Below are 24,032 nucleotides of genomic sequence, written 5' to 3'. Positions count from 1 at the left end.
GTACTCCACTCGACTGTTCAAAATATTGTATAACCAATTGAAATCGCTGTTAAATATTTTTCAACGCCGCGCAAATGCAGACATCAAGACCGTCATGAAGTTGGTCGGTGTCGCAGTTCAGCGGACATACGCATATTCCGCAGGGCACAGGCGCAGTTCGAACACTTGATCAGGGGGGAGCATCCGGCGGTCGATGAGACATTTCCGCCGGGCTACCGCGTGATCTTAGAAGCCTGATGAGATGACGGCACGCTCCATCTGCCCGATTTCGACTGGTCGCGGCTCTCGCGCTTTCGCGGGCGAGTTAAGCACTGCTCAAGTTTGGAAGTGCTGCCAAATCAATTTCCGTGATGTGCCAGCGACCAAGATTAGCGGTGTAGAGTTTGTCGCCCTTGAAGGCGATGTTGGTGGGGTGAGCCAGGGTGGTCGCCGTTGGATCCTCGATCAGCACTTCGAGACCTCGGTCTTTTCGCCAGCGATAGATCCGGCTTGGCTCGTAGCATGAGATGAACAGCGAGCCGTCAGGCGCGAAGGCGACGCCATCTGGAACATTGTGCACGCCTTCAACGACAAGTTTGCGCGCCCCTGCCGTGCCGTCGGTGCGGATCGGTACATAACTGATGCAAGGCGCGTTGCTCTCCACGACATAGAGGCCGTTGCCGTCCGGCGCCATGGCCATGCCATTGGCGAACGACATCGCCTCCTGGCACCACAGACCGCCCTCGCCCGTCTTGAGATCGTAGCGGAAGATGCCCGAGCGATTGTCCTCGCCGACACTGTCGGACACGTAAAGCCAGCCTCTCGCCTCGTCGACGATCGGATAGTTCGGCACACGGATGCCAGACGACGCGAAGTGCTCCATGCGCGCTGTCGCGGCATCCCAACGAAAGATCGCAGCATGCTTCAGGTCGCAGGCAAAACAGTTGCCGGCGCTGTCGAAGGCAATGCCCAGCAGAAAGCCATCCGTGCCGCCGATGCGCTCGACCGAGCTACCATCGGCGGTCAGCCGCAGGAGATCGCCGGTTTCAGTGCCGCACCAGATGGACCCATCGCTGTGGATGGCCACGCCCTCCGGATGCGCGACGCGTGGGCTGGTGAAGATGCCGTCGAAGAAGACGCGCGCGGCGGACATGTCGAGCAGCGGCTTTGCCATGAATCAGCTCCTTACGGTGCGCGCGCTTTGCTGTGCGGCGATACAGTGCTCGACCATGGCGCGGTCGGCGGCCAGAATCTCGGCGATGAGTGCACCACGCTCCTTCGCGCTGACGAATTCCAGGCGACGCAGGCCGAGCGGGTCGATCCGATTTCGCAGGACGGCGAGCGTGTCGTTGGAAGGCTGCGATATTTCCCGGCACCCGGCATCGAACGTCACCGCAAATCCTGTGGTGTCGCGGATCTGCTGATGCGTGATGCCAGGCATGGTTTCGATGACGGTCAATTCCCTGGATGTCGGATCGAGCCGAAAGACGCAGAGATCGGTGAAGACCAATGCCTTGCCGGTGCGATAGCCCATCGGCTCGCGCTCAGCCGGCGTCAGCAGCCCGCGAGCCGAACTGACGATCTCGACGTTGTCCACTAGTGACTGAACCGAATGTCGGGGGACGTAGAGAAGGTAATCGCGATGCATGTTGGCGACGTCGGCCATGCCGCCTTGCCCAGGCAGCCGGATGAGGCCACCATCACGCTTGCGCAGCGCGATGGTGTTGACGCGGCCGCGCCGGTCGACCTGTGCCGCGCCGACAATTTCATGCGTCACGGCACCTGCCTGATAATAGGTCGAGTAGGTGTCGTCGCCGCCGGCATGCGCCACCGCCGTCTCGCAGTCCAGACTTTCGATCAGCGAGAGGATCATCGGGCTCGGCGCGATGTCGAGATGGCCGCAGCTCATCGTCGCGATGATCATATCAGGCGCGTGCGTCGCCTTGGCCAGTCGGTAGGCGACGTTGGCCAGCGGCGACACCGCGCCAGCGCTGGCAAAGCTTTCATTGTCAAGTTCGGCGGCGATGCGTGCGGCAATGATCTCGTCAACGGAGGACGTTAGTTCGCTGCGCGCGAGTGCTGGCATGGCAAGGATCGTCTCAGCGCCGACCTTTGCAGCTTCTTGAAGCAGAGCCGGCACGCCTCCGGAAGGTTGGCGCAGATTGTCCGACAAAGGTGCTTCCCTGGTCGCGAATGCCTCCGACAATGCCTGATAATCGGTGACATAGAACGGTAGGCAAGACGCCGGATAGGCGCCGCCCGGCGCCAGCGCTATGGCCGAGACCTGATTGCGGGTGAGGATGCTCTGGCGCCCGTCCTGCCGCAGTGCCCCAACCGGGACGATTTCCTCGACCGTGACCAGCACCTGCCGCGCCGCGCCCGCCATTGCGAAGTCCAGTGCGCGTGGCCCGATGATCTGGACGTTGCCGCTTTCGTCCGCGCGCTGCGTGTGGACGACGAATGTATCGAGCCGCAGCGGAGGGATAAATCCGGTAGCGCTCCCTGAAATCGGATCGGGCCTGCCGCTCGCACCCGGCACGCGCGCCAACATGTCCGATCCCAGCGGAATCTGGAACGGCATGGAAGGCAAGTTCTGCTGCGCCGCCCGCAGCGCCTGAATCATCGCCAGCGCTGTCCAATCGCGGACTGGAATTGCCCCGGTCTCGGCAGCGGCACGGAACCGCGGTGGAAGGCCAAAAACATCCAAGCTGGAAAAGCAGAGGTCGATCTCGGCCACCGCATCCGCCTCGAGCAGCAGTTCAAGCGGCAAGCCGCCGGCCCAGCAAACATAACGCAAGTCCTTGGTGCCGGACCGGGCGATCGCGCGCAGCAATGCGATCGGCAGGCGGGCAAAATGGTGACCACCGACGCCGAAGGAGTCGCCTTGGCTGACCATCGCGGCCAGTCCCTCGACATCGGTGAAGCGCGGCCGGTTCGACTTAACCAGAGAGACTGCCGTACGATCTTTCACAGCGCGGATGCCTCGATGCGATAGCGGGTCACGAACGGTCTTTCGGGCGAGAATTCCAGCGCCGTCGCAATGCCGGCTTGCGCGATCGGATTGTCGGCCAGTGCGGTCGCCGGGCCGAGCCCGAAGGGCGAGCAGATCGGCTCGATGCCGATGGCGACATGGCGCCCATTCCATGGCGCAGCCTTGCGGCCGCGATTGGAGTACCAGAGCAGAAGGCTCGGAAAATGCTCCTTCTGCCAGGAGAGTTTTACCCTGTAGCCGTCCTCGTGGTTGGCGAGCGCGGCCGTGCCGTCGAGGCCTTCGATCTGCAGCAGTTCCTCCGTGTCGGCAGCCAGAGGCAGCAGTGAGGCATCGATCGCACCCCCGGTGCGCGATGGCACGGCGATCAGTTCGAAGAAGGTTTTGTTCCTGGCAAACAGCGCCGCGCCGGGCTCCACATCGTGTGGATAGGTACGGCCCTCATCGAAGCCGCCGAGTTCGAGCGTGGCAGCGCCGGTCTCTGCCGGCAACCGGAACACCGGGTGCAGGCCGATCGGCAAGCGGCAGGCACGGCGGACGACGATCTTGAATTCAATGTCGATGGCCGGCGCCGATGGATCGGGCGTCACTGTACGCTCTACGCGCTCGACCGGGCTTTCCTGGGGATAGGCCAACACCAGGGACAACGACCCGCTGTCGCTGTCGCGCCAGGTCCAGTCATGATTGGAGCCATGGCCGTGGACTTCTTCGTCCGGCTCCGGCGGCCCCATCACGCGCGCCCAGTCCTCGGGCCATCCGTCGGCAGGCACCGAATAGCCGAACGGCACGCAAGGCCACTCGCCGCGCAACCGGCGCAGAATGCCCGGCAGCGCTTCCGCTCCCGGTTCGTTCGACCAGGGTGCGATATGCATCGGCGATATCTGACGGCCGCCCGCCAGCACGAACGTGACCGGCGCCAGCATCGCGCCGAGCCGCTGGACCGTCAGCGCGCCGTGCGCCCAGCCCAGTCCGCGATGGTCGTCGCCGGCCTTCATGGGCCGGCCTTCTTCACTCGCGCGGCGCTCTTGTCGGCGAACTCCTTGACGCGCTGCTGGCCGATCTCGCTGCGATAGAGGTCGCCCAATTTGACACGTTCCATGGCGAGACCTTCGGCCAGATCACCAGACACGGCATGCGCCGTCAGGGCTTTCAACCCTTCGATCGCGTCGCCGGGCTCGGCGGCGATCATCTCAGCCAGTTCCAGCGCGCGCGGCATCAGCCTGTCGACATCGACGATCTCGTTGACCAGGCCGGCAGCGACGAATTCGGAGGTCGGTACGATGGCGCCGGTCATCAGCAGAAGATTGGCGCGGTTGCGGCCGAGCTTGGCGACGCTGCGCTGCGTGCCGCCTCCGCCAGGAGCCAGCCCGAGCTTGATCTCCGGCAGGCCGAGTTTTGCAAACTGGTTCGCGATCACGATGTCACAGCACAACACCAGTTCCATGCCGCCGCCCAGGGCGAAGCCGTTGACCGCCGCGATCACCGGCTTGCGGTTGTTCTCGATCGCCGCATACATGCGCGTGCCGGCAGCCTGGAACGTGTCAAACTCGGAGGCGGTCTGGGCGGCATATTCCTTGATGTCGGCGCCGGCCATGAAGCCGCGTCCTTCGCCGGTCACCACGATCGCGCCGACGCCCGAGTCGTCCGACAACGCCTCGAAGGCCTCGGTGATCTCACCTTGCATCACCCGGTTCATGGCGTTGAGCTGGTCGGCGCGCCGGAAGGTGACGATCGCAACGCGGCCCGAAGTTTCGACCGTAAGTGTCTGATAGGTTCGCATCGTCAGGCCGCGTCCACGGTCATGTCGCCGGACGCTTCCAATGCGGCAATCTCGTCCTTGGACAGGCCGAACTCGGCCAGGATCTCGCGGCCATGCTGGCCGACCAGCGGCGCTGGCCGCTCGATGGTTGCGGGCGTCTCGCTCATCTTGACTGCGGGTGCCACCACTCGCACCTTGCCGCCGCGCGGATGATCATAGCTGGTGATCATCCCCATATGCTTGACCTGCGGGTCCTCCGCCGCGCGGCGGATATCCTTCACTTCGGCGCACCAGATGTCGACTGCCAGCAGCCGCGCCAACAGATCCTGCGTGGCGAACTTCTTGGTCTCGGCGTTGACCTTGTCGAACACCTCGTCGCGCTTGTCGAACAGGGTTTTCAGGTCGTCGTAGACGGCAAGCTGCGGCGCCTCCAGCACCTCGTAGAGCGTCTTGAACGGGCTCATGGCGATAGATATGTAGCCGCCGTCCTTCGTCTCGTAGATGCCGAACGGCGCCTGCATGCCGGGATGGCCGATGCCGGAATTCGGTCGCGCGAAGTCCTCGCCGAGATTGAGAACGGCGACATATTCCTGGTTGAGATGCGCCAGCAGACCAGCCAGCAGGTTGACCTCGATCTTCTGGCCCTTGCCGGTCTTCTCGCGATAGTAGAGGGCCGAGAGGATACCATAGACCATGTTCATGGCGCCGATCTGGTCAGCGAGACCGGCGCCGGCGGGAACCGGGGCCTGGTCTCCGCGGCCGGTATTGGCAATCAGCCCGGCAAGCCCCTGGATCAGCATGTCCTGGCCGGGGCGCTCGACATAAGGGCCTTCCTCGCCATAGCCGGAGCCCGAGCAGTAGATGATGCGCGGATTGACGGCCTTGAAGTCCTCATAGCCATAGCCGAGCTTGGCCAGCACGCCGGGACGGAAATTCTGCACCACCACGTCGGCGCTCTTGGCCATCTCCATGAGGATGGCGTGCACCTTGCGGCTCTTCAGGTTGAGCGCGATAGAACGCTTGTTGCGGTTCCAGGCGAGGAAGTTCGGGCTCTCCGAACCACCCACCCATTTGGCGAAGAAGGTCATGCCGCGGAACATGTCGCCGGCGCCGGCGCGCTCGACCTTGATGACGTCGGCGCCCATGTCGCCCAGCAATTGCGTGGCGAACGGCCCCTGCAGCAGATGGCTGAAATCGAGGATGCGGACGCCTTCGAGGGCCTTGTTCATTTCATGTCTCGTTTCGTGTTTTCAAAGCAGTTCAGGAACGTAGCGCGGGGCGGCGGTCAGGCCTCCGTCGACGCGCAGGTCGGTGCCGGTGGTGAAGCCAGCAGCGTCGGAGGCGAGATAGACAGCGGCCTCGGCCACTTCGGAAGGCTCGCCGATGCGGCCGAGCGGATGCATCTTGACCCACGCCTTGGCGAGGTTGCCGCCGATCTCCTTGATCAGCCTGTCGTTCATCGGCGTGTTGATGGTGCCGGGCGAAATTGAATTGACGCGGACGTTCATCGGACCAAACTCGACCGCCATCTGGCGTGTCATCGCCATCACCGCGCCCTTGGCGCCGGCATAGGCGGTCCAGCCGTCGAGGCCGATATGGCCCTGCGCCGAGGCCATGTTGATGATCGAGCCCGATCTTTGCGCGATCATGTGCGGCAGCGCGTATTTGCAGCCGCGAAACACGCTGGTCAGGTTGACCGCGATCAGCCGGTGCCACTGCTCGTCTGTCATCTCGTGCACCGGCATGCCGCCAATGGCGATGGCCGCGTTGTTGACCATCACGTCGAGGCGTCCGGTCTTCTTGACGGCGCTGTCGATGAGGCTGACGATATCGGCCTCCTTCGACACGTCGCAATGCACATAGTCGGCACGGTAGCCGGCCGCGCGCAGCGCCGCCGCAAAATCCTCGCCCGCCTTGTCGGCGATGTCGCCCAGGAAGACATGTGCGCCCTCCCGCGCCATTGCCTCGGTGATCGCGTGGCCGATGCCGTCGGCGGCGCCGGTGATGACGGCGATCTTTGCTTCGAGTCGAGCCATATCAGTCTCCTTGCGCCCGGCGTCGCTTCGCCTCGTCGAAGGCGACGGCGGCGATGATGATCATGCCGGTGATGACCAGTTGCCATTCGGTCGGCAGGCCAAGCCCGCGCAGTCCGTTGGACAGGAACTGCAAGATCAGCACGCCGAGCGCCATGCCGGTCAGGCTGCCGATGCCGCCGGCAAGGCTCACCCCGCCAAGCACGGTTGCGGCGACGACCTGGAATTCAAAGTTCAGTCCGGCCGTATGCTGTGCCGAGCCGACGCGTGCTGCCAGGATGATGCCGGCAACCGTTGCCAGCAGCGAGCTGATGATGAAGCAGATGAACTTGACGCGCCGCACGTCGTAGCCGGCCAGCCGCGCCACTTCCGGATTGCCGCCGACGGCGTAGATCTGACGCCCGAACGGCCGGTGCCGCATCATGTAGGCGAAGACGGCAAGCAGGACGATGGCGATGACAGCCGAATACGGGATGATGTTGAACAGGCGGCCGTCCGACAGTGCGATGAAGCTGTCGAGGGAAGCATCGTCCGGGATCGCACGCTGGCCGGTGTAGAGATAGACGCCGCCACGCATGATGAACATCGTGCCCAGGGTCACTATCAGCGAGTTGATGCCGGCATAGGCGGTGAGATAGCCGTTGACCGCACCGATGATCAGACCGAACAGCAGCGCGCCGCTGACGCCGAGCAGCAGCGAATTGGTGTCGTTCATGAATGATCAGAGGCAGGGCGATGGTCGCCAGCAACGATCCGATCGAGATGTCGACCTCGCCGGAAATGAAGACGATGGCGCAGCCAATGCCGGCGGTGAGCGCGAGCGAAGCCTGCCCGAGGACGTTGGTCATATTGCGCACGGAAAAGAAATTCTCGACCGTGAAGGAAAAGAACGCCAGCACCAGGATGAGGCAGGCGAGCAGCGCCAGTTCCTGGCGGGCTAAGAGCCGCGCCAGCATAGATGGCTGAGCTTTCACGGCACCGGTGCTTGCAAGGCTCATCGCCTGCTCCCTTCGAAGACGTGATCTGGACCGCAGGGAGTGCTGCCACAAAACATCATGGTCTTATCCGATCGCCGCATTGAGGATTTTCTCCTGCGTGGCTTCGTCGCGCGACATGATCGCGGTCAAACGGCCTTCGCACATCACAGCGACCCGGTCGGCAAGGCCCAGCAGCTCCGGCATCTCGGACGTCATCATGACGACCGCCAGGCCTTCACCGGCGAGCCGGTCGATCAGCGCGAATATCTCCGACTTGGCGCCGACATCGATGCCGCGGGTCGGCTCGTCGACGACGATCACCTTCAGCCCCCGCATCAGCCAGCGCGAAATCAACACCTTCTGCTGATTGCCGCCGGACAGATTCTTCACTTGCTGGAACAAGCTGGGGGTCTTGATGCGGAAGCGGTCGACATAGTCCTGCACCGCCCTGTGTTCTTTCGTCTCGTCGATGAAACCCATGCGGGCGAAGGAGCCAAGCGAGGCGAGGCTGGCATTCTGGTAGACGGGCAGCTCGCCCATCAGCCCTTCGCTCTTGCGGTCCTCGGTGAGCAGGCCGATGCCGAGCCTGACGCCGGTGCGCGTGTCGTGTGGCGCAAGCCGCTGCCCCTCGACGACGATCGTGCCGGAGGTAATCGGGTCGTAACCGACCATTGCCTTGGCGAGCTCGGTTCGGCCCGCACCCATCAATCCGAAGAAGCCGAGGACCTCGCCGGCGCGTGCCTCGAACGATACATCCTTGAGCTTCCTGGCGGTGCTGAGCCCCGCGACCGAAAGAGCGACCTTGGTTCCAGGCTCGCCACGCTTGCGCGGAAACAGATTGTCGATGCGCCGGCCGATCATGTCCTGGATCAGCGTGTCGTTGGTGTGCTCGCCGATCGGCTTGGTCGAGATGTGGCGTCCGTCGCGCAGCACCGTCACCGTGTCGGCGATCTCGAAGACCTCGTCGAGTTTGTGGCTGACATAGACAACCGCGATGCCGAGTGCGGCCAGCCGGCGAATGACGGTGAAGAGCAACGAGACTTCATTCGGGGTCAATGAAGACGTCGGCTCGTCCATCACCACGACACGGGCTTCATGGGCGAGTGCACGGGCGATCTCGACCATCTGCTGCTGGCTGACCGGCAGCGATCCCGTCCGCGCCGCCGGATCGACGTTGAAGCCGATGCGGTTGAAGAGTGCTGCTGAATCGGCGCGGATCTTCTTCCAGTCGATCGAGCCGGATTTGCCGGTCGGATAGCCTTCGAGGAAGATGTTCTCGGCGACGGTGAATTCGGAGATCAGCGCGATCTCCTGGAACACGACCTTGATGCCCTCTTTCAGGCTGTCGCGCGGCGACTTGATGTCGACCTCGCGTCCGCGCAGGCGCATGGTCCCGGCATCCTTGCCGTAGACGCCGGCCATGATCTTGATCAGCGTCGACTTGCCGGCGCCGTTTTCGCCCATCAGGGCATGGATCTTGCCGGGTTCCAGGGTGAAGTCGACATTGTCCAGCGCCACGACGCCCGGAAAGCGCTTGTCGATGCCACGCAGTTCCAGCGCCGGCACGTTTGTGTCGATGGCCGCGCCTTCGCCGGGGTGGAGGAAATCAACGGACATTGGCTCTGTTCCGGATGATGTCGAGATAAGTTGCCAGGATGATGACGACGCCCGGCACCACCATTTGCAGGTCCTGGTTCCAGCCGAGAATAATGATGCCGTTGTCGATCACCTTCAGCACCAGCACGCCGAGCAAGGTGCCGAACAGCGAGCCGCGGCCGCCGAGCAGGCTGGTGCCGCCGAGGATGACGGCCGCGATAACCGTCAGCTCGAAACCGCGCCCGGCGGTCGGCTGCCCGGCGTTCATCAGCGACGACAGGATCATGCCGGCAACGCCGACACACAGGCCCGTGACGACGAAGGCAAACAGCTTGAGGCGTTCCGAGCGCACACCGGACAGGCGCACCGCCTTTTCATTGGCGCCGACCGCATAGAGGTAACGGCCAAGCGTGGTGAAGCGCAAAGTGACATAAGCAACCACGAAGATCAGGGCTGCCAGGATGACGGGCACCGGCACCGCGCCGACATAGCCAGCGCCGAGATCTGTAAAGCTGGTCAGCCGATTGTGGTTCTGCACCGCCTCGCGTGTGAACAGATAGACGCCGCCCTGCAGCATCATCATCGTGCCGATGGTGGCGATCAGCGAATTGACCCTCAGCCTGGTGACGACCAGCCCGTTGAACAGGCCAACCCCGCCAGCAAAGGCAAGTGCCGCCAGCATGCCGAGCGCGAAGCTGTGCGTCGAATTGAGCACGGCCATCCCGATACAGCCGACAAAGGCGAGCGAGGCGCCGACCGACAGGTCGACCTCGGCGGTGATGATAAGCATGGTCATGCCCGAGGCGACGATCAGCACCAGCGCGCATTGGCGCAGGATGGCGATGATATTGGCCTCCGAATAGAACTGTGGCGCCGCGATCGAGATGGCGATGCACAGCACCGCCAGGATGACGCCCAGCACAAGCTGGCTGCTGCCCAGAAGCTGGCCGCCGATAAAACGCCTGGGCGCGGAGGCGTGTGTGAGTTCGCTCATTTCAGTTCGTTCCCGAGCAGGCGCTGAATCCCGACGCTTTGTCCATGCCGCCAGCAGCACCTGGCGCAGGCCCTCCCGCGACGCGGGAAGGGCAATGTCGACCAGCCTTATTTCTTAAGGTCGGCCGAAGTCTTCATGCACTTTGCCGGCGGCTGCAGCGCATTGACGGCATCCCATTTGATGGTGCGGGTGGTGCCGTCGTAATCGTAGAACTTCTTCCAGTCCTCTCCGTTCATCGGCGCGGTCGGGCTGACGATGTGCTCCGGCACTTCCTCGTTGTTGAAGAGCTTGACCGCGGCATCGATTGCCGTGAAGCCTTCCTTCTCCGGGAACATCGCGGCCTCGATCCGATAGGAGGGCTCGTTCTGCATCGCGTTGATGAAGGCAAGCCCCTCGCCGCCGGTGCCCACTGTCAACAGGCCATCCTGCGACTTGCCGGCCGCCTTCCAAGCCTGCAGGCCGCCCAGCGACGATGAATCGTTGATGCCGTAGATGATGTTGACGTCGGCGTTCTTGGCGAGCGCCGCCGAAGACACTTCGAGCGCGCGGTCCGGATTGCCGCCGCCGTCGAGGTCGTGGACCATGACCGCATCCGGCACGATGGTCTTCAGGCCGTCCATGAAGCCCTGCGAGCGCAGCACTGTGGCGGAGAGCAGAGGCAGGCCGACATTCATCACCTTGGCAGTGCCGCCCAGCTTCTCCTTGGCGTATTTGCCGGCTTCGACACCGGAGAAATAGCCGGTGTCATAGTCGCAGATGGCAACCATTGTGGTCATGCCCTTGACCGGGTTGCCCTCAAGCACCACGGGGATGTTGGCAGCTTTGGCTTGACGCAGCAGCGGCACCACACCTTCTTCATTCACCGGGGTGATGATCAGCACGTCAACGCCCTTGGCGATGAAGTCTTCGGCCGCGGCGACCTGCTTGGATATGTCGAGATTGGCGTCCTGTACCTCGACCTCGATCCCGAGTTCCTTGCCGTGAGCCTTCATGCCCTTGATGACGTTCTGGTACCACTCATGGGTGGCGTAATTGGTGACGTAGCCGATGCGCTTGGGCATGTTCTCGGCATGCGCGGCTGCCGCGCCCATGGCAAGCACAGCCGCGGATGCAAACAGGATTGACTTGGACCAATGCATTTTTCTTCTCCCAGGTTTGTCGCTTTTTGTTAATCGCTGAACGGGTAGTCCCGCCGTTCCGGGTCGGCACGTAACGCAGAGGTGGCTTCGCCCCAGCCGAGTGTTGCCGATATTTTCTCGGCGGCAGCACGGGTGCGTTCGAAGACGGTTTCGCGATCAAACCGCGCCGCCTTCTGCGGCAGCAGTGGCACGGTGAGCGCGGCGATGACGGCGCCGGTGTGATCGCGCACCGGCATGGAAATATTGGTGCAGGCCTCGACGGCCAATGAGGCGCGCATCTCGTAGCCAAGGCTGGCAACCTCGTTCAGCCGTGCTTCGATCTCGGCCCGCGTCCCCTGCCCTTCGCCGGCGGCCATGATGCGTTCGACGATACGGTCGCGTTCGGCCGGGTTCGAATGAGCGAGCAGCACCGCGCCAGAACTGGTTTCGAGCATCGGAAAATGCGACCCCAGCGCAACCGAGTAGCGCATCGGCAACGGCGAATCGATTTGCAACACCACCAGCGCGTTCTGTCCTTCGCGCACCACCAGGTGGCAGCTTTGATCGGCATTGGCGGTCAATTCGCGCATCACCGGCAGCGCGCATTCCACAAGCCGGTTTACCGGCGGATGCATGTGCGCCAGTTCGAACAGCTTCAGCGACAGCCGGAAGCGGTCCGATTGGGTGCGGAAGATGTAGCCGCGCTTCTCCAGGAGAAGCAGGATGCGGTAGATTTCGTGGATCGAGCGGCCCAGGCCGGCCGCGATCTCTGTCTGGGTCAGCGTTTCGGCGCTGGCAGCCATGAACTCCAGAACGTCGAGCGCCTTATCCACCGCCGGCACGCGGTAGCCGTTGCGGCCGCTTTCTTCGTCGAGTGTTTCGGCAATGCTGGTGGCCATCACGCAACGCTCCGTTCCGGCTGACCCTGCCTGGTTTCGTGGTAGAGGCCATTGACGTGGTCGGCGAGTTCGGCCGCCGACATGTCACCGGCGATGGCAGCGGCCGCATGCGGAGCGCATTCGCGGAAGAAGGCGATAAATCCCGGATGCGTCGGACGCAGATAGGACGAGCCGATCGTCCGCAGCGTCGAGGTGAAGAAATCGCCGGAAAGCTTGTTGACCTCGGCATCCTTCCAGGCCGCCAGAGATCCCGGCTGTCCGCCTGCCTTCACATAGTCGCCCCGCTGATAGGCGGACGAGCACAGGAACAGCGCGTAATCGACGGCCGCCTGCTTGTGCTTCGACTGGGCGCTGACCCCAATGCCGGCACCGCCGAGCAAGGCGCCGGCGCAGCGCGGTGTCGGCACGTCGGCGAAGCGCAGATTTGGCCTCTCGGGCTTCGAGGCGTAGTTTACATAGCCGAAGGCGAACGGCACATAGACAACATCGTCATGCGCGATCATGTGGTCATAGCAGCGGATCGGATTCCATTTCGATGAGTTCGGATGCGACAGCGCGGCGAGCTGGCGCAACTGCGCGATGGCCTGCTCAACCGCCTCCCTTGCCATGAACTGCTCGCCGTTTTCCTGCGGATGGCCGAGCGTCAAAAGCATGCACATGGCATCCGTAGGTACGAAGGGAAGTCCGAGCCACTTCCCGTCCTTGCGCGCCTGCCGGCCAAGTTCGACCACCTCGTCATGCGTATGCGGCACTGGTCCATAGCGCTCCAGAAGATCCGGGCGGTAGGAGGCGACCTGGCAAGGCGCCCGTTCTTTTCGTAGGAACGCCAGGATGCACCAACTGAATCCTGTTCGAAGAGGCGTATCTGCTCCGCCGACAAATAGGCGTCGAATGGCACCATCAACTCGTCATGCGCGATGTCGCCGATGAAGGGGTGGTCGAACACCACGAGATCGTAGGTGCCGAGCACCGGACCAAGCGCGCCCTCGCCGAATTCATAGAGGCTTCGGCGATCCCATTCGATTTCCAGGCCGCCATTGCCAGCGCAATACGGCCCGACACTGGCGTCGAGCGGACCCCAGCAGCGTCGATGATCCCACGCAAGACCGCGCAGTCTTGTCATATCCGGCAATTCCTCCCTGAACCGAGCACGCGCCCGGCCCGCCGACTCCTAGCAGGTATTTTCACATAGACAAGTAACTTTTACATATGCAAATTGATCGCGCGACCGCTTGATAGAATCAAGCCAACCCGAACTGCTCGACGGCGCGCATGATGCCGCGCAACTCGGCGAGGCCTTTCAGCCGGCCGATCAGCGAGTAGCCGGGATTGATCCTGGTCTTGCCGATGTCGTCGGCGAGCAGATGGCCATGGTCCGGCCGCATCGGGATACGCCAGTCGGCACGGCCTTCCCTGCGGCGGCGCGCCTCTTCCTGCATCAGAGCCAGGATGACATGCGCCATATCGGTGCCGCCCTCGAGATGCTCGGCCTCATAGAACGAGCCGTCATCCTCGATGGTGATGTTGCGCAGATGAGCAAAATGGATGCGGCCGGCGAATTCCTTGACCATGGCGACGATGTCGTTGTCGGCGCGTGTCCCGTAGGAGCCGGTGCAGAACGTCAGGCCATTGGCCGGACTGTCGACGGCGTTGAGGATGAAACGTGCATCCTCGGCGGTCGAAACGATGCGTGGCAGGCCATAGAGCGAGAAGGGTGGGTCGTCGGGATGGATGCACATGCGCACCCCCTCCTCTTCGGCCACCGGAATGATCTCGCGCAGGAACCAGGCAAGGTTGTCGCGCAACTCCTTCGGTCCGATCGCATGGTATTCCGCCAGGGCCTCGCGAAAACTGTCCCTGTTATAGCTGCGCTCGGTCGCCGGCAGGCCGGCGATCAGGTTGCGCTCGATCCTGTCGATCGCCTCGCTGCTCAACTCCTTCAGCCGCGCTTCCGCCTCGGCGATGCGGGCGGCACTGTAGCTGGCCTCGGCATTGCTGCGCTTCAGCACGAACAGATCGTAGGCCGCGAAATCGATCGCATCGAAACGCAACGCATAACCTGTCGTCGGAAGCCGATAGGCCAGATCCGTGCGGGTCCAGTCGACCACAGGCATGAAATTGTAGCAGATCGTCGCAATGCCGGCCTTGGCAAGCGCGCGGATTGAGTCGCGATAGTAGCCGGCGTAGCGCTCGCGTTCCGGTGCGCCGATCTTGAAAGAGTTATGGACCGGGATGCTCTCGACAACCGACCAGGTCAGGCCAGCGGCCTCGATGATCCGCTTGCGCTCCAGAATGCTCTCGAGCGGCCAGGCGCGCCCGTCATAGATATCGTGCAGGGCCGAAACCACGCCCGTCGCACCTGCCTGCCTGACATGATCGAGTGTTACCGGATCGTTCGGTCCATACCAGCGCCAGCACTGTTCCATAAAGCCTCCTAAACGTCAGAAGGCAACCTTATTTGTTGGACCACAGACCTGTCAACAAGCAAAAATTTGGCTCTATCCAGACCAATCTAACTTTTTCTAGCACTTTCTGTTGATTTCTTATCTGCTCGGCCTTAGCCTTGGTCCAACAAATACCCAGGAGGCAATCCCTTGGAGCAGGCTGATCACGACCCGGCGGAAGCGACGGACGATGCTGGGCCGAGCAGTTCGGCCGTCGACCAGACGGTGCGGCAGATTCTCGACCTTATTCGCAATCGCGCCATGTCCGTCGGCGACGTCCTGCCTACTGAAAGGGAGCTCTGCGAACTGTTTGGCACCAGCCGCAATACGATACGCGAAGCGCTGCGCACCATCCGCACCTATGGCCTGATCGACCCCAAGCCGCGTGTCGGCGCGGTGCTGGCCGATCGCCAGAATGTCGCGATCCAGAACTTCTTTGCCGCGCAGATGGACATCTCGAGGACGTCCTTCAACGATATCCAGGGGTTTCGCCGCATCATCGAAGTGAGCATCGGCGACCACATCATTCTCAATGCCAGCGCCGCCGAACTCGACGCCCTGGACGAGGTCAACGGCCTTATCGAAACCAGCAAGGATGTCCAGGAGGCGGCGCAGCGCGATTTCGATTTCCACCTGGCGCTGATGAAGCTCGCCGGCAACCGCATGCTGGTGCAGACCTATCAGTTCCTGTCGCCGGTTATCCAGCACATCATGACCGTCGGGAAATCCATCCGGCCGGTGCTCAGCGAAACACGCCGCGCACATGGCGAGATCATTGCGGCGCTGCGCGCGCGCGATCGCATCGCCTATTGTTACCTGATGAGCCGGCATCTCGATTTCGGCTTGCGCTTCGTTCCCGACGACCTCGAAAACGCGCGGACCTCGCCGGCGCAGCCGGACCAGATACCTTCCAAGGATTTGCACCATGTCTGATTTTGAGAACAAGGTTGCGCTGATTACCGGCACGACCGGCATCGCGCTCGCAACCGCAAGGCGCTTGGCGCAAGGCGGCGCCGCGATTGTCGCCTGCGGCATCGACCGGGCGGCCAATGCCGCCATGCAGGAAAGCCTGGTCAAAGCCGGAGCAAATGCGCTGGTGCAGACAGTGGATGTCTCCGTTTCCGATCAGGTGCGCGCCGCAGTCGAGGCCGGCGTTGCGACGTTCGGCGGCATCGATATCATCGTCAATTCCGCGGCGATCCATCCGTACGGGACCGCGACAACGACCGACTGGGAAACCTGGAACCGGGCGATGACGGTCAATATCGGCTCGATCTATCTGACCGCGCATTTCGGCATCCCTGAAATGATCAAGCGAGGCGGCGGCGCCATCGTCAATGTCGCCTCGGTGCAGGGTTTCGCCTGCCAGCAAAACGTCGCCGCCTATGCCACGACCAAAGGCGCCATCCACACGCTGACGCGCTCGCTGGCGCTCGACTACGCGGCGGCCGGCATCCGGGTCAATTCGGTCAGCCCGGGCTCGATCCGCACGCCGATCCTCGAGAAGGCCGCGCGCGGCGACAATGGCAGCGACGCCGATGTCGATGAGGCCTACAGGCGCTTCGGCGCGGCCCATCCGCTTGGCCGCATCGGCGAACCCGAGGAAGTGGCGGAGCTCATTGCTTTCCTGTGCTCGTCGAAAGCCGGCTTCTGCACCGGCGCCGACTACAAGATCGATGGCGGCCTGACCGCCGGCATTGGCGTGAAATGATCATGAAGATCGGTCTTGGCCTTTACCGGGAGTCGCTGACATCAGGCAATTTCCGTTTCGCCCGTCAGGCTGGCGCCACCCACATCGTTGCCCACCTCACCAACTATTTTCGCGGTCGCGACCCATCGCTGTCGGCCGGCAGCGAAACGGAAGGCTGGGGCGACTGCTCCACCGATGAACTCTGGAGCTACGAGGACTTCGCTGGCCTGGTGAAGACCGTGCGCGACAATGGACTGGAGATCGCGGCGATCGAGAATTTTTCACCCCGCTTCTGGTCCGACGTGCTGCTCGGCGGGCCCGATCGCCCGGCGCAGATAGAAGGGTTGAAGCGCCTTGTTCGCGATGCCGGGCGCGCCGGCATTCCATGCATCGGCTACAACTTCTCGATTGCCGGTGTCTGGGGCTGGTCGCGTGGCCCGTTCGCGCGCGGTGAGGCCATGTCGGTAGGGCTGGACCTTGCCGCCATTGATCCCGATCTGCCCATCCCCGACGGCGTCGTCTGGAACATGCGCTACCGCCCCGGTCGGCCGAATGCCGAGCCGGTGAAGGTCAGCACCGATGAGCTTTGGCAGCGGCTCGGTGTCTTCCTGCGCGAGATCGTACCGGTGGCCGAAGAGGCCGGCGTCGTGATGGCGGCGCACCCCGACGATCCGCCGGCCGAGGCGCTGCGCGGTGCTGCGCGGCTCGTCAACCGGCCGGAAAAATACGACCGGCTGATGGATATAGTCGACTCGCCGTCCAATGGACTGGAACTCTGTCTCGGTTCGCTGCAGGAAATGCCTGATACCGATGACATTTACGAGCACGTCCGGCGCTTCGCCCGACGCCAGCGCATCGGCTACATCCACTTCCGCAACGTGCGCGGCAAGGTGCCTAGTTACCACGAGACCTTCGTCGATGACGGCGATATCAACATGGCCGAGATCGTCCGCATCCTTCGCGATGAAAACTATGACGGCGTGATCATCCCCGATCATACGCCGGAAATGTCCTGCGACGCACCGTGGCACGCCGGAAAGGCTTTTGCCCTGGGCTATATGCGCGCGCTGGTTCAGAACGCCGCGGCGCTGGGACCTTCCCGCACCGCCAATTCCACGAGCACCCAAAGGCAAGGTTCATGACAAGATCGACGCGCCTCTATGCCGACGACGCTGAAATGTATCGTTTGTTCGAAAAAGAACTCTTCGTCGCAGTGGTCGGGGACGTGATGGATACGCTGGGGCTGCAGCATCAGTTCCTTCCGCCGGTGTTCAAGCCGGTCGACGAAAAGACACGCTTGCTTGGTCGGGCCATGCCGGTGCTCGAATCCGACATCTTTCTGTCCAACGAACCGACCCGCAATCCGCTGATGACCAAGCCGTTCGGGCTGATGTTCGAAGCGCTGGATGATCTGAAGCCCGGCGAAATCTACGTCGCCAGTGGCGCTTCACCGCGCTACGCACTGTGGGGCGAGCTTATGTCGACCCGTGCGAAGATCCTCGGCGCGCATGGCGCGCTGGTCGACGGCTTTGCTCGCGACACGGACGGCATCAAGGCGCTGGAATTCCCGTGCTTCTGCACCGGTTACTATGCACAAGACCAGGGCGTTCGCGGCAAGGTCATAGACTATCGCTGCGCACTCGAGATCGGTGGTGTGCGGATCGAGCCGGGCACGCTCCTGTTCGGTGACAAGGAAGGGGTCCTCGTTATTCCACGGCAAGTGGAGGAAGACGTTGTCCAGCTGGCCCTCGAAAAAGTACGTGGCGAAAGGCTCGTCGCCAACGCGATCCGCGAGGGCATGAGCGCGGTACAAGCCTACAGAACCTTCGGCATCATGTGACACGGTGGTTGATCGACCTGCGCAAGACGGTCGACACCGTTTGCCGAAGCAACCATACGAAATGATCCCGAAGCTGCTCAGATTGTGTTTGATGACCAAACTGGATCTCGCGACCCTTGCCAGATGGTCTGCAAAATTCGGTGGCTTACTCGCGTCCCGGCAGCGCCTCTCGTCAGCAGCGGCACCTGGAATTCGGCGCACTTCAAAAACGCCGAATATGACAACGTGGTGAAAGGCTATGTCGCCGCTTTGGACCTCGAATCCCAACGCTGGCCGCCCATCGAGGCGGCCTTTTCATTAATTTTCATTGACATGCATGGTTCACCAGGTCGGGTCGGCCCGATTTACGAAGCTCCGCAAGCAACTTCGCTGCCACCCTGCCGTAACTAACACAAACCTGCTCGGCCATCGGCAGCGAAGTCCATGCGGTTAGTTCGGCAACCAGGGCGGCGTTGTCTCCGTTTATCGGCGCGGAAATAAGCTGTTCGTTCTTATCCATCATGATTGCGACGGTGCCGTCTACACCAAACCCAATGGCCGCCATTCTCTGAATTCGAATGTCATTCTCTACGCGAACATCGAACAAGACAGATCCGCCAGTTTTCTCCGCAACGTCACCCAATCGATCCGAAAACGGCCGATACATGCCGTCTGTGTTGGCGAGCGACTGCTCCAGTAAGACCAGCTCAACATACTCCGCCTGCATGCCGTGAGAGTGCCCGGCGGGCCGCGCGGGACCAATAGGCCATGGATGGCTATCCACACAAAACGGCCGCCTTTGGTATATGGCCTGTCCGTTGGGGTCACGCCTTCTTCACGAACTCGGTTTTAAGCACGAGGCCCTTCACCTGCTTGGTGTTGACCTCGATCTCACCGGGATTTCCATTGAGGCGGATACCGTCAGTCGCGCGTTACGGACAGTCCCGCGAGAAGCGGAGCGTACGCGGCGAGCCTGCGGGATACGAATTCCGTGAAGAGCCGCACGCGCTTCGTCTTGCGTGTCTCCCCCTGTGTGAGAAGCCAGAGCGTTCCGTACATGTGCAGGTCGGTGCCCGGCACCCTCACCAGTAGGGGGTCGGCATCGCCAATGAAGCACGGCAGTGTCGTGATCCCGAGCCCTTGCCGTACAGCAACGATCTGCGCCTCGCCGTCCGTGATCCTGAATGGAACCCCCGTGGTGCGAACCTCACCCTCGCTGGCCCAGTCCGGGATGCCATGAATGCTTATGACGATCCACCGGATGGGATCAGACGCGCCCGCACGCCACGCGGCTAGTCGATCGCGAGACATGTAGACGCTGCCGAACAGCTCCGGTCCCTTCAGGCCGTGAAGATTGAGCGGCAGGGTTTTGCGGTCGTAGACGACGCGGATCGCCACGTCGGCCTCTCGGTTGGTCAGATTTGCCAGCTCGCCGGACGACAAGATTTCCATCTCGATGTCCGGATGCAGACGCGCGAAATCGGCGAAGTCCGGCATGAGCAGGTGTGTCGCGAGGGTCGGAGCCAACGTCACCCGCAGAAGCCCGCGCACGCTCTGGTCGCGCCCGAAGACGCGCGTCTCCAGTTGGTGCGACGACGCTTCCATCTGGTTCGCGAACTCGAGGACCTCCTCGCCCGCAGCCGTCAGGCGGTAGCCCGAAGGCAGCTTTTCGAACATCTGCGCCCCGAGGCGTTCCTCGAGCTGTGCGATGCGTCGCAGCACGGTCGAGTGATACACCCCGAGGCCCTCGGCGGCACCCCGCACTGAGCCTCCGCGCGCGACGGCAAGAAAGTAGCGAATATCATCCCAGTCGATCATGGTGCAATCCGGCACCGCGCGGTGCGCCTTCCAAAGCCCGTATCTAACACATCGTACGGCAGTACGGGCGGTCATCATAGCTTACGTCGACGAGCGCGGCCTAATTCCGAACGGCGGACACCGATCGTCGCGGCTGGCGTCAGTCGTCCAGCCGGATCGATTTTGCACCACCGATGTGCGCGCTTCCGCACTCAACAACTGACGGCGGCGGACCCATTTCGAGGTTCTCGGAGGCAGATGCTGTCTCGACACCACGAAAGGAAAAGTCATGGGAAAGCTTGAGGGTAAGGTTGCAGTCATCACGGGTGGATCGAGCGGCATGGCGCTGGCGAGCGCCAAGCGGTTCGTTGAAGAAGGCGCCTATGTTTTCATCACGGGCCGGAAACAGGAGGCGCTCGATGAGGCCGTCAAGCTGATCGGCCGGAACGTGACCGGCGTGCGCGGCGACGCGTCCAATCTCAACGACCTCGACCGCCTGTTCGATACAGTCAAGCGGGAAAAGGGCAAGATCGACGTCCTCTACGCGAGCGCCGGCATGGGCGAAGCCGTCCCACTGGGCGAGATTACCGAGCAGCACTTCGATGCGGCCTTCAACCTGAATGCGCGCGGCACGCTGTTTACGGTTCAAAAGGCGTTGCCGCTGTTCAACGATGGCGGATCGATCTTCATGACCGGGTCAGTTGCTTCGATCAAAGGTTTTCCCGGTTACAGCGTCTATGCGGCGAGCAAGGCGACGCTGCACGCATTCGCACGCGGGTGGCTCAACGAACTCAAGGGCAGGAATATCCGGGTGAACGTGCTGCACCCAGGGCCGATCGCCACACCGATGCAGGACCAAGTTCTCACCGAGGAAGCGAAGCAGATGTTCGAATCCCTGATCCCGCGGGGAAAGATGGGGCGTCCTGAGGAAATTGCGGCGGTCGCGCTGTTTCTTGCTTCCGACGATTCGAGCTTCGTGAATGGGCTGGAGTTGTCTGTCGACGGAGGCTTCTCGGCCATCTGAAATCGCGCCGGATCGCGGGAATGGTGAAACGACTTCCGCGCTGAAGGATCGGCCGGCCGCGCGAAGTCGTTCACGGCCGGACGTCTACGCGAAGATCGCCATTCAGCGAAACGGACAGCCCAGCGCCGTTGAGGGCCGGGGAATCAATATCAATACGGATCGGAGAAACATTATGAGCTATGCGATTGTAGGATTCGGTAAGATAGGCCAGGCCCTCGCCCACGCCTTCGCCCGTAGAAACATCGACGTGACCGTCGCGAGCCGCCGGCCGCCCGAGGCGTTGGCGCCGCAGGCTCGTGCGATTGGACCCACGGTCGTCACCAAGTCGCTGCGGGATGCACTCGAGGCCGACACAATCATCTTGGCGGTCCCGTTCGGGGAACATCGCGAGGTTGCGGAGGCCCTGCCGAGCTGGAAAGGCAAGACGGTCATCGACGCGATGAACGCGTTTCCAGTCCCTGAAGAGCTGGGCGGTCTCCCGTCCTCCGCCTTCGTCGCGAAGGCGTTCACCGGCGCCAAATTCGTGAAAGGTTTCAATCACCTGATTGCGGCCACCCTGGCTGCCGATCCGATCGTCGAGGGCGGGCACCGGGTCGTCTTTCTGTCGAGCGACGACGAGGACGCGATCGCTCCCGTGGCGGATTTGGCCAAACAACTCGGGTTCGCACCCGTCAAGCTGGGAAAGCTCAACGAGGGTGGCGCGCTGGTGCACGCACGCGGCCGCACTTGGGGCCAGCTCATCTTCCAGGACCTGTTCAAGAAGGAGCAGTAATCGATCTACGACGGTGTGATCGACGCCGAGAACTGGTCGCGCGCGCTAACGTCTTCGAGCAGCGCGCGACCAAATATTTGAAGGCCACAAAGTCGCGAAGGTTGGGGTGGGCCTAACGGCGTATTGGCGCCGTTCGAAGAGCGGGGAGACGCCCGACAGAGCGGCAGATCTGCGGGTCGCCTAGAATCTATCGACTGCTATCGATAGCCTAGGCTTCGCCCTGGTGTCCTCTGCTATCCGATACTACTCCACCGTACTCCCCTCACTCCCACTCGATTGTAGGCTACCCGCTGCTCAACCAGCCAGCCTGAGGTAAAGCGTCTGTCTGACGGGCCGGCGGTTAGCCGCCGCCGCCCATGGTCACGGACATGAAGGCCCGGAAGGCCGCCGCCGCCGGGTCGATTGGTCTGTCACGCGACCAGGCCAGGCCGACATCCATAGTGGGGATCGGCTCGACAAGCCCGCGCACTTCGATGCGCTGCCCCTCCAAGGACCAGGGGCGGTAAACCATGTCGGACAGGACAGTGACCCCCATGCCGGCAGCCACGAGCGACCGCACGGCCTCGACCGAACTGGTAGTAAGGACGGCGCGGAGCGAAAGGCCCGCGGCATCCCAGTAACGGGCGGCCGTCGTGCGTGCCTCGTCCACCGTCAGCATGACATAATCTTCCGCCGCCACATCGGCGAGGCTGATTTCCTGCCGCGCGAGCAGATGATGATCAGCCGAAAGCCAGAGCCGGCGGTTCGATCGCATCAAGACCTCCTGCGCCAATTCCTCGGTGTGCTCCAGGTTGGACACCAGCATAACGGCCATGTCGATGTCCCCGCACATCAAGCCGCTTTCGAGGGCGTCTCGGGGCAGTTCCAGCACCTCGACCTCGATCTCGGGATAGGTCTTTCGAAACCGCGCGTAGTGGCGCGACATGTAGTAGCCGACGACCGTGTAGCTCATGCCCAGCCGCAGCTTGCCCGCCAGGCCTTTCCTATCGCGCAACGGGCTTCGGACGGCGGCTGCGACGGCCCCGGTGATAACACGCGCATGTTCAAGAAACCGCGCGCCCTCCATCGTCAATCTTACGCCAGCGTGGTTACGCTCCAAAAGCCGTACGCCCAGGTCAGCCTCAAGCGTCTTTATCGCAGCAGTGACCGCCGATTGTGAGATGTTGAGTTCCACCGCGGCATGACTGACCTGTCCGCTCTCGGCGGTCGCGATAAAATAATCAAGCTGTTTCAAGGTGATGGTCATGGTGCGCTCCGGCCCAGAACCATTATCTGTTTTTTTGATATCACAATCAATAAACAACTATTTCACAAATTCCCTGGTATGCGCAAAAATGCTGCAACGCCGCAAAGACGGCAGCTTCGAGGGGTAACAATGCGATGGCAGTGACGCTAAACTGTGACATGGGCGAAAGCTTTGGCCTCTACAAGGTTGGCGATGATGTGGGCATGATGCCGATCATCGACGTTGCCAATGTCGCATGTGGTTTTCATGCCTCCGATCCGGATCACATGCACGCCGCTGTCCGCAGCGCCAAGGCGAGTGGCGTAAAGATTGGCGCCCATCCAGGCTTGCCGGACATTCAGGGTTTCGGTCGGCGCGAGATGCGGATGACCCGCGACGAAGTCAGGAACACCATCATTTACCAGGTGGGAGCGCTTGCCGGCTTCCTCAAGGCCGAGGGTGTGGAACTCCACCATATCAAGCCGCATGGCAGCCTTTACTTCATGGCCATGCAGCAGGAGGCAATCGCCCATGGCGTGTGCGACGCGGCAGAGGTTTTCGGCGTACCCCTCTTCGGCATGACGGGCACCCTGCACGAGAAGATCTATCAAGAGCGCGGTATCCCATTCGTCGCCGAGTTCTATGCCGATCTCGACTACGATGCCTCCGGCAAGCTGATCTTGACACGCGTTCATGACGCCAAGGACCCCGCAGAGATGGCCGAGCGTTGCGTACGCGCCATCAGCGAGGGCGAGGGCACGGCAGAGGACGGCAGTTTCTTCCCTGTACGCTGCGAAACCATCTGCGTGCATTCCGATACGCCGAACGCCATCGAAATAGCCAGGGCCGTGCGCACCGCAATCGCCCCTTGGCACTGAACTCGACCGAACCCGCCCGCGCAGGCGGTTCCCAATTAG

At 62.3% G+C, this 24,032-nt stretch carries 25 protein-coding genes and 1 pseudogene; 8 read left to right on the top strand and 18 right to left on the bottom strand.

All coding sequences use genetic code 11. The features are described 5' to 3' along the window. Positions 1 to 304 precede the first annotated feature (304 nt). From ACFOJ9_RS07250 to ACFOJ9_RS07220, 7 genes are read right to left on the bottom strand one after another with little or no spacing between them, the layout of a single operon-like run. Positions 305 to 1,153 carry an SMP-30/gluconolactonase/LRE family protein gene (locus tag ACFOJ9_RS07250; protein WP_378978043.1) on the bottom strand — a complete coding sequence of 283 codons (849 nt, stop codon included), beginning with the start codon at positions 1,151 to 1,153 and terminating at the stop codon, positions 305 to 307. 3 nt (positions 1,154 to 1,156) lie between these two features. After that, entirely contained in the window at positions 1,157 to 2,950 is a 1,794-nt protein-coding gene (locus ACFOJ9_RS07245) for a CoA-transferase (protein ID WP_378978041.1), read from the bottom strand. Further along, complete coding sequence (locus ACFOJ9_RS07240; protein ID WP_378978039.1) at positions 2,947 to 3,963, bottom strand: hypothetical protein; 1,017 nt, start codon at positions 3,961 to 3,963, stop codon at positions 2,947 to 2,949. Before ACFOJ9_RS07240 ends, ACFOJ9_RS07245 begins: the two co-directional genes overlap by 4 nt. Beyond that, entirely contained in the window at positions 3,960 to 4,748 is a 789-nt protein-coding gene (locus tag ACFOJ9_RS07235) for an enoyl-CoA hydratase/isomerase family protein (protein WP_378978037.1), read from the bottom strand. The genes ACFOJ9_RS07240 and ACFOJ9_RS07235 overlap by 4 nt, the downstream gene beginning before the upstream one ends. A 2-nt stretch (positions 4,749 to 4,750) precedes the next feature. Continuing rightward, positions 4,751 to 5,956 (bottom strand): CaiB/BaiF CoA transferase family protein, encoded by a 1,206-nt coding sequence (locus tag ACFOJ9_RS07230; RefSeq protein ID WP_378978035.1) that lies wholly within the window; start codon positions 5,954 to 5,956, stop codon positions 4,751 to 4,753. A 21-nt stretch (positions 5,957 to 5,977) separates the two neighbouring features. Next, a complete protein-coding gene (locus ACFOJ9_RS07225) occupies positions 5,978 to 6,763 on the bottom strand; it encodes an SDR family NAD(P)-dependent oxidoreductase (protein WP_378978033.1) in 786 nt (261 codons plus the stop codon). 1 nt (position 6,764) lies between these two features. Next, complete coding sequence (locus ACFOJ9_RS07220) at positions 6,765 to 7,475, bottom strand: ABC transporter permease (RefSeq protein ID WP_378978031.1); 711 nt, start codon at positions 7,473 to 7,475, stop codon at positions 6,765 to 6,767. On the opposite strand from ACFOJ9_RS07220, the gene ACFOJ9_RS07215 reads away from it, so the two are divergent. Next, complete coding sequence (locus ACFOJ9_RS07215) at positions 7,474 to 7,701, top strand: hypothetical protein (RefSeq protein WP_378978029.1); 228 nt, start codon at positions 7,474 to 7,476, stop codon at positions 7,699 to 7,701. The genes ACFOJ9_RS07220 and ACFOJ9_RS07215 overlap by 2 nt on opposite strands. Positions 7,702 to 7,821: 120 nt before the next feature. Here the strand turns inward: ACFOJ9_RS07215 and ACFOJ9_RS07210 are convergent, their stop codons facing one another. From ACFOJ9_RS07210 to uxuA, 7 genes are all read right to left on the bottom strand, one after another. Beyond that, entirely contained in the window at positions 7,822 to 9,354 is a 1,533-nt protein-coding gene (locus tag ACFOJ9_RS07210; protein ID WP_378978027.1) for a sugar ABC transporter ATP-binding protein, read from the bottom strand. Beyond that, on the bottom strand, positions 9,344 to 10,327 hold the full coding sequence (locus ACFOJ9_RS07205; RefSeq protein ID WP_378978025.1) for an ABC transporter permease: 984 nt from the start codon (positions 10,325 to 10,327) through the stop codon (positions 9,344 to 9,346). The genes ACFOJ9_RS07210 and ACFOJ9_RS07205 overlap by 11 nt, the downstream gene beginning before the upstream one ends. A gap of 107 nt (positions 10,328 to 10,434) precedes the next feature. Next, positions 10,435 to 11,466 carry a sugar ABC transporter substrate-binding protein gene (locus ACFOJ9_RS07200; RefSeq protein ID WP_378978023.1) on the bottom strand — a complete coding sequence of 344 codons (1,032 nt, stop codon included), beginning with the start codon at positions 11,464 to 11,466 and terminating at the stop codon, positions 10,435 to 10,437. A gap of 29 nt (positions 11,467 to 11,495) precedes the next feature. Beyond that, positions 11,496 to 12,344, bottom strand: coding sequence for an IclR family transcriptional regulator (locus ACFOJ9_RS07195; protein ID WP_378978021.1), 849 nt, complete (start codon positions 12,342 to 12,344; stop codon positions 11,496 to 11,498). Beyond that, a complete protein-coding gene (locus ACFOJ9_RS07190) occupies positions 12,344 to 13,096 on the bottom strand; it encodes a hypothetical protein (protein WP_378978019.1) in 753 nt (250 codons plus the stop codon). The genes ACFOJ9_RS07195 and ACFOJ9_RS07190 overlap by 1 nt, the downstream gene beginning before the upstream one ends. Next, complete coding sequence (locus ACFOJ9_RS07185) at positions 12,988 to 13,467, bottom strand: hypothetical protein (RefSeq protein ID WP_378978017.1); 480 nt, start codon at positions 13,465 to 13,467, stop codon at positions 12,988 to 12,990. Before ACFOJ9_RS07185 ends, ACFOJ9_RS07190 begins: the two co-directional genes overlap by 109 nt. A gap of 118 nt (positions 13,468 to 13,585) precedes the next feature. Beyond that, positions 13,586 to 14,770: a mannonate dehydratase gene (gene uxuA / locus ACFOJ9_RS07180; RefSeq protein ID WP_378978015.1), complete on the bottom strand. Its 1,185-nt coding sequence runs from the start codon at positions 14,768 to 14,770 to the stop codon at positions 13,586 to 13,588. A 168-nt stretch (positions 14,771 to 14,938) separates the two neighbouring features. Here uxuA and ACFOJ9_RS07175 point away from each other — a divergent pair, with 168 nt between their 5' ends. Genes ACFOJ9_RS07175 through ACFOJ9_RS07160 form a run of 4 tightly spaced genes read left to right on the top strand, consistent with a single transcriptional unit; the run spans position 14,939 to position 18,318 of the window. Further along, entirely contained in the window at positions 14,939 to 15,721 is a 783-nt protein-coding gene (locus tag ACFOJ9_RS07175; RefSeq protein ID WP_378978013.1) for a FadR/GntR family transcriptional regulator, read from the top strand. Further along, positions 15,714 to 16,499: an SDR family NAD(P)-dependent oxidoreductase gene (locus tag ACFOJ9_RS07170; protein ID WP_378978011.1), complete on the top strand. Its 786-nt coding sequence runs from the start codon at positions 15,714 to 15,716 to the stop codon at positions 16,497 to 16,499. The genes ACFOJ9_RS07175 and ACFOJ9_RS07170 overlap by 8 nt, the downstream gene beginning before the upstream one ends. A gap of 2 nt (positions 16,500 to 16,501) precedes the next feature. Further along, the gene (locus tag ACFOJ9_RS07165) at positions 16,502 to 17,620 is read left to right on the top strand and encodes a mannonate dehydratase (protein ID WP_378978009.1); all 1,119 of its coding nucleotides are present in this window, start codon (positions 16,502 to 16,504) and stop codon (positions 17,618 to 17,620) included. Next, positions 17,617 to 18,318, top strand: coding sequence for an RraA family protein (locus ACFOJ9_RS07160; RefSeq protein ID WP_378978007.1), 702 nt, complete (start codon positions 17,617 to 17,619; stop codon positions 18,316 to 18,318). Before ACFOJ9_RS07165 ends, ACFOJ9_RS07160 begins: the two co-directional genes overlap by 4 nt. Before the next feature lie 304 nt (positions 18,319 to 18,622). Here the strand turns inward: ACFOJ9_RS07160 and ACFOJ9_RS07155 are convergent, their stop codons facing one another. The 3 genes and pseudogenes from ACFOJ9_RS07155 to ACFOJ9_RS07145 form a co-directional block, all read right to left on the bottom strand. Then, on the bottom strand, positions 18,623 to 19,024 hold the full coding sequence (locus ACFOJ9_RS07155; protein WP_378978005.1) for a hypothetical protein: 402 nt from the start codon (positions 19,022 to 19,024) through the stop codon (positions 18,623 to 18,625). A gap of 97 nt (positions 19,025 to 19,121) precedes the next feature. Beyond that, positions 19,122 to 19,217, bottom strand: a pseudogene (locus ACFOJ9_RS07150) (PhnA domain-containing protein); the annotation flags it as partial. A 1-nt stretch (position 19,218) separates the two neighbouring features. Next, positions 19,219 to 20,115: a LysR family transcriptional regulator gene (locus ACFOJ9_RS07145; RefSeq protein WP_378978003.1), complete on the bottom strand. Its 897-nt coding sequence runs from the start codon at positions 20,113 to 20,115 to the stop codon at positions 19,219 to 19,221. 268 nt (positions 20,116 to 20,383) lie between these two features. Between ACFOJ9_RS07145 and ACFOJ9_RS07140 the strand changes: the two genes are divergently transcribed. Continuing rightward, the gene (locus tag ACFOJ9_RS07140; protein WP_378978001.1) at positions 20,384 to 21,118 is read left to right on the top strand and encodes an SDR family NAD(P)-dependent oxidoreductase; all 735 of its coding nucleotides are present in this window, start codon (positions 20,384 to 20,386) and stop codon (positions 21,116 to 21,118) included. Between the two features lie 172 nt (positions 21,119 to 21,290). After that, positions 21,291 to 21,890 (top strand): NADPH-dependent F420 reductase, encoded by a 600-nt coding sequence (locus tag ACFOJ9_RS07135; RefSeq protein ID WP_378977999.1) that lies wholly within the window; start codon positions 21,291 to 21,293, stop codon positions 21,888 to 21,890. Positions 21,891 to 22,230: 340 nt separating this feature from the next. Here ACFOJ9_RS07135 and ACFOJ9_RS07130 read toward each other — a convergent pair whose 3' ends face one another. After that, complete coding sequence (locus ACFOJ9_RS07130; RefSeq protein ID WP_378977997.1) at positions 22,231 to 23,136, bottom strand: LysR family transcriptional regulator; 906 nt, start codon at positions 23,134 to 23,136, stop codon at positions 22,231 to 22,233. Between the two features lie 134 nt (positions 23,137 to 23,270). Here ACFOJ9_RS07130 and ACFOJ9_RS07125 point away from each other — a divergent pair, with 134 nt between their 5' ends. Then, complete coding sequence (locus ACFOJ9_RS07125; RefSeq protein WP_378977995.1) at positions 23,271 to 23,993, top strand: LamB/YcsF family protein; 723 nt, start codon at positions 23,271 to 23,273, stop codon at positions 23,991 to 23,993. Positions 23,994 to 24,032 lie beyond the last annotated feature (39 nt).

Source organism: Mesorhizobium cantuariense, assembly GCF_042647205.1.
Lineage (GTDB): Bacteria > Pseudomonadota > Alphaproteobacteria > Rhizobiales > Rhizobiaceae > Mesorhizobium > Mesorhizobium cantuariense.
Note: the sequence above shows the minus strand (reverse complement) of the source record. Positions and strands in the feature narration are given on the sequence as shown.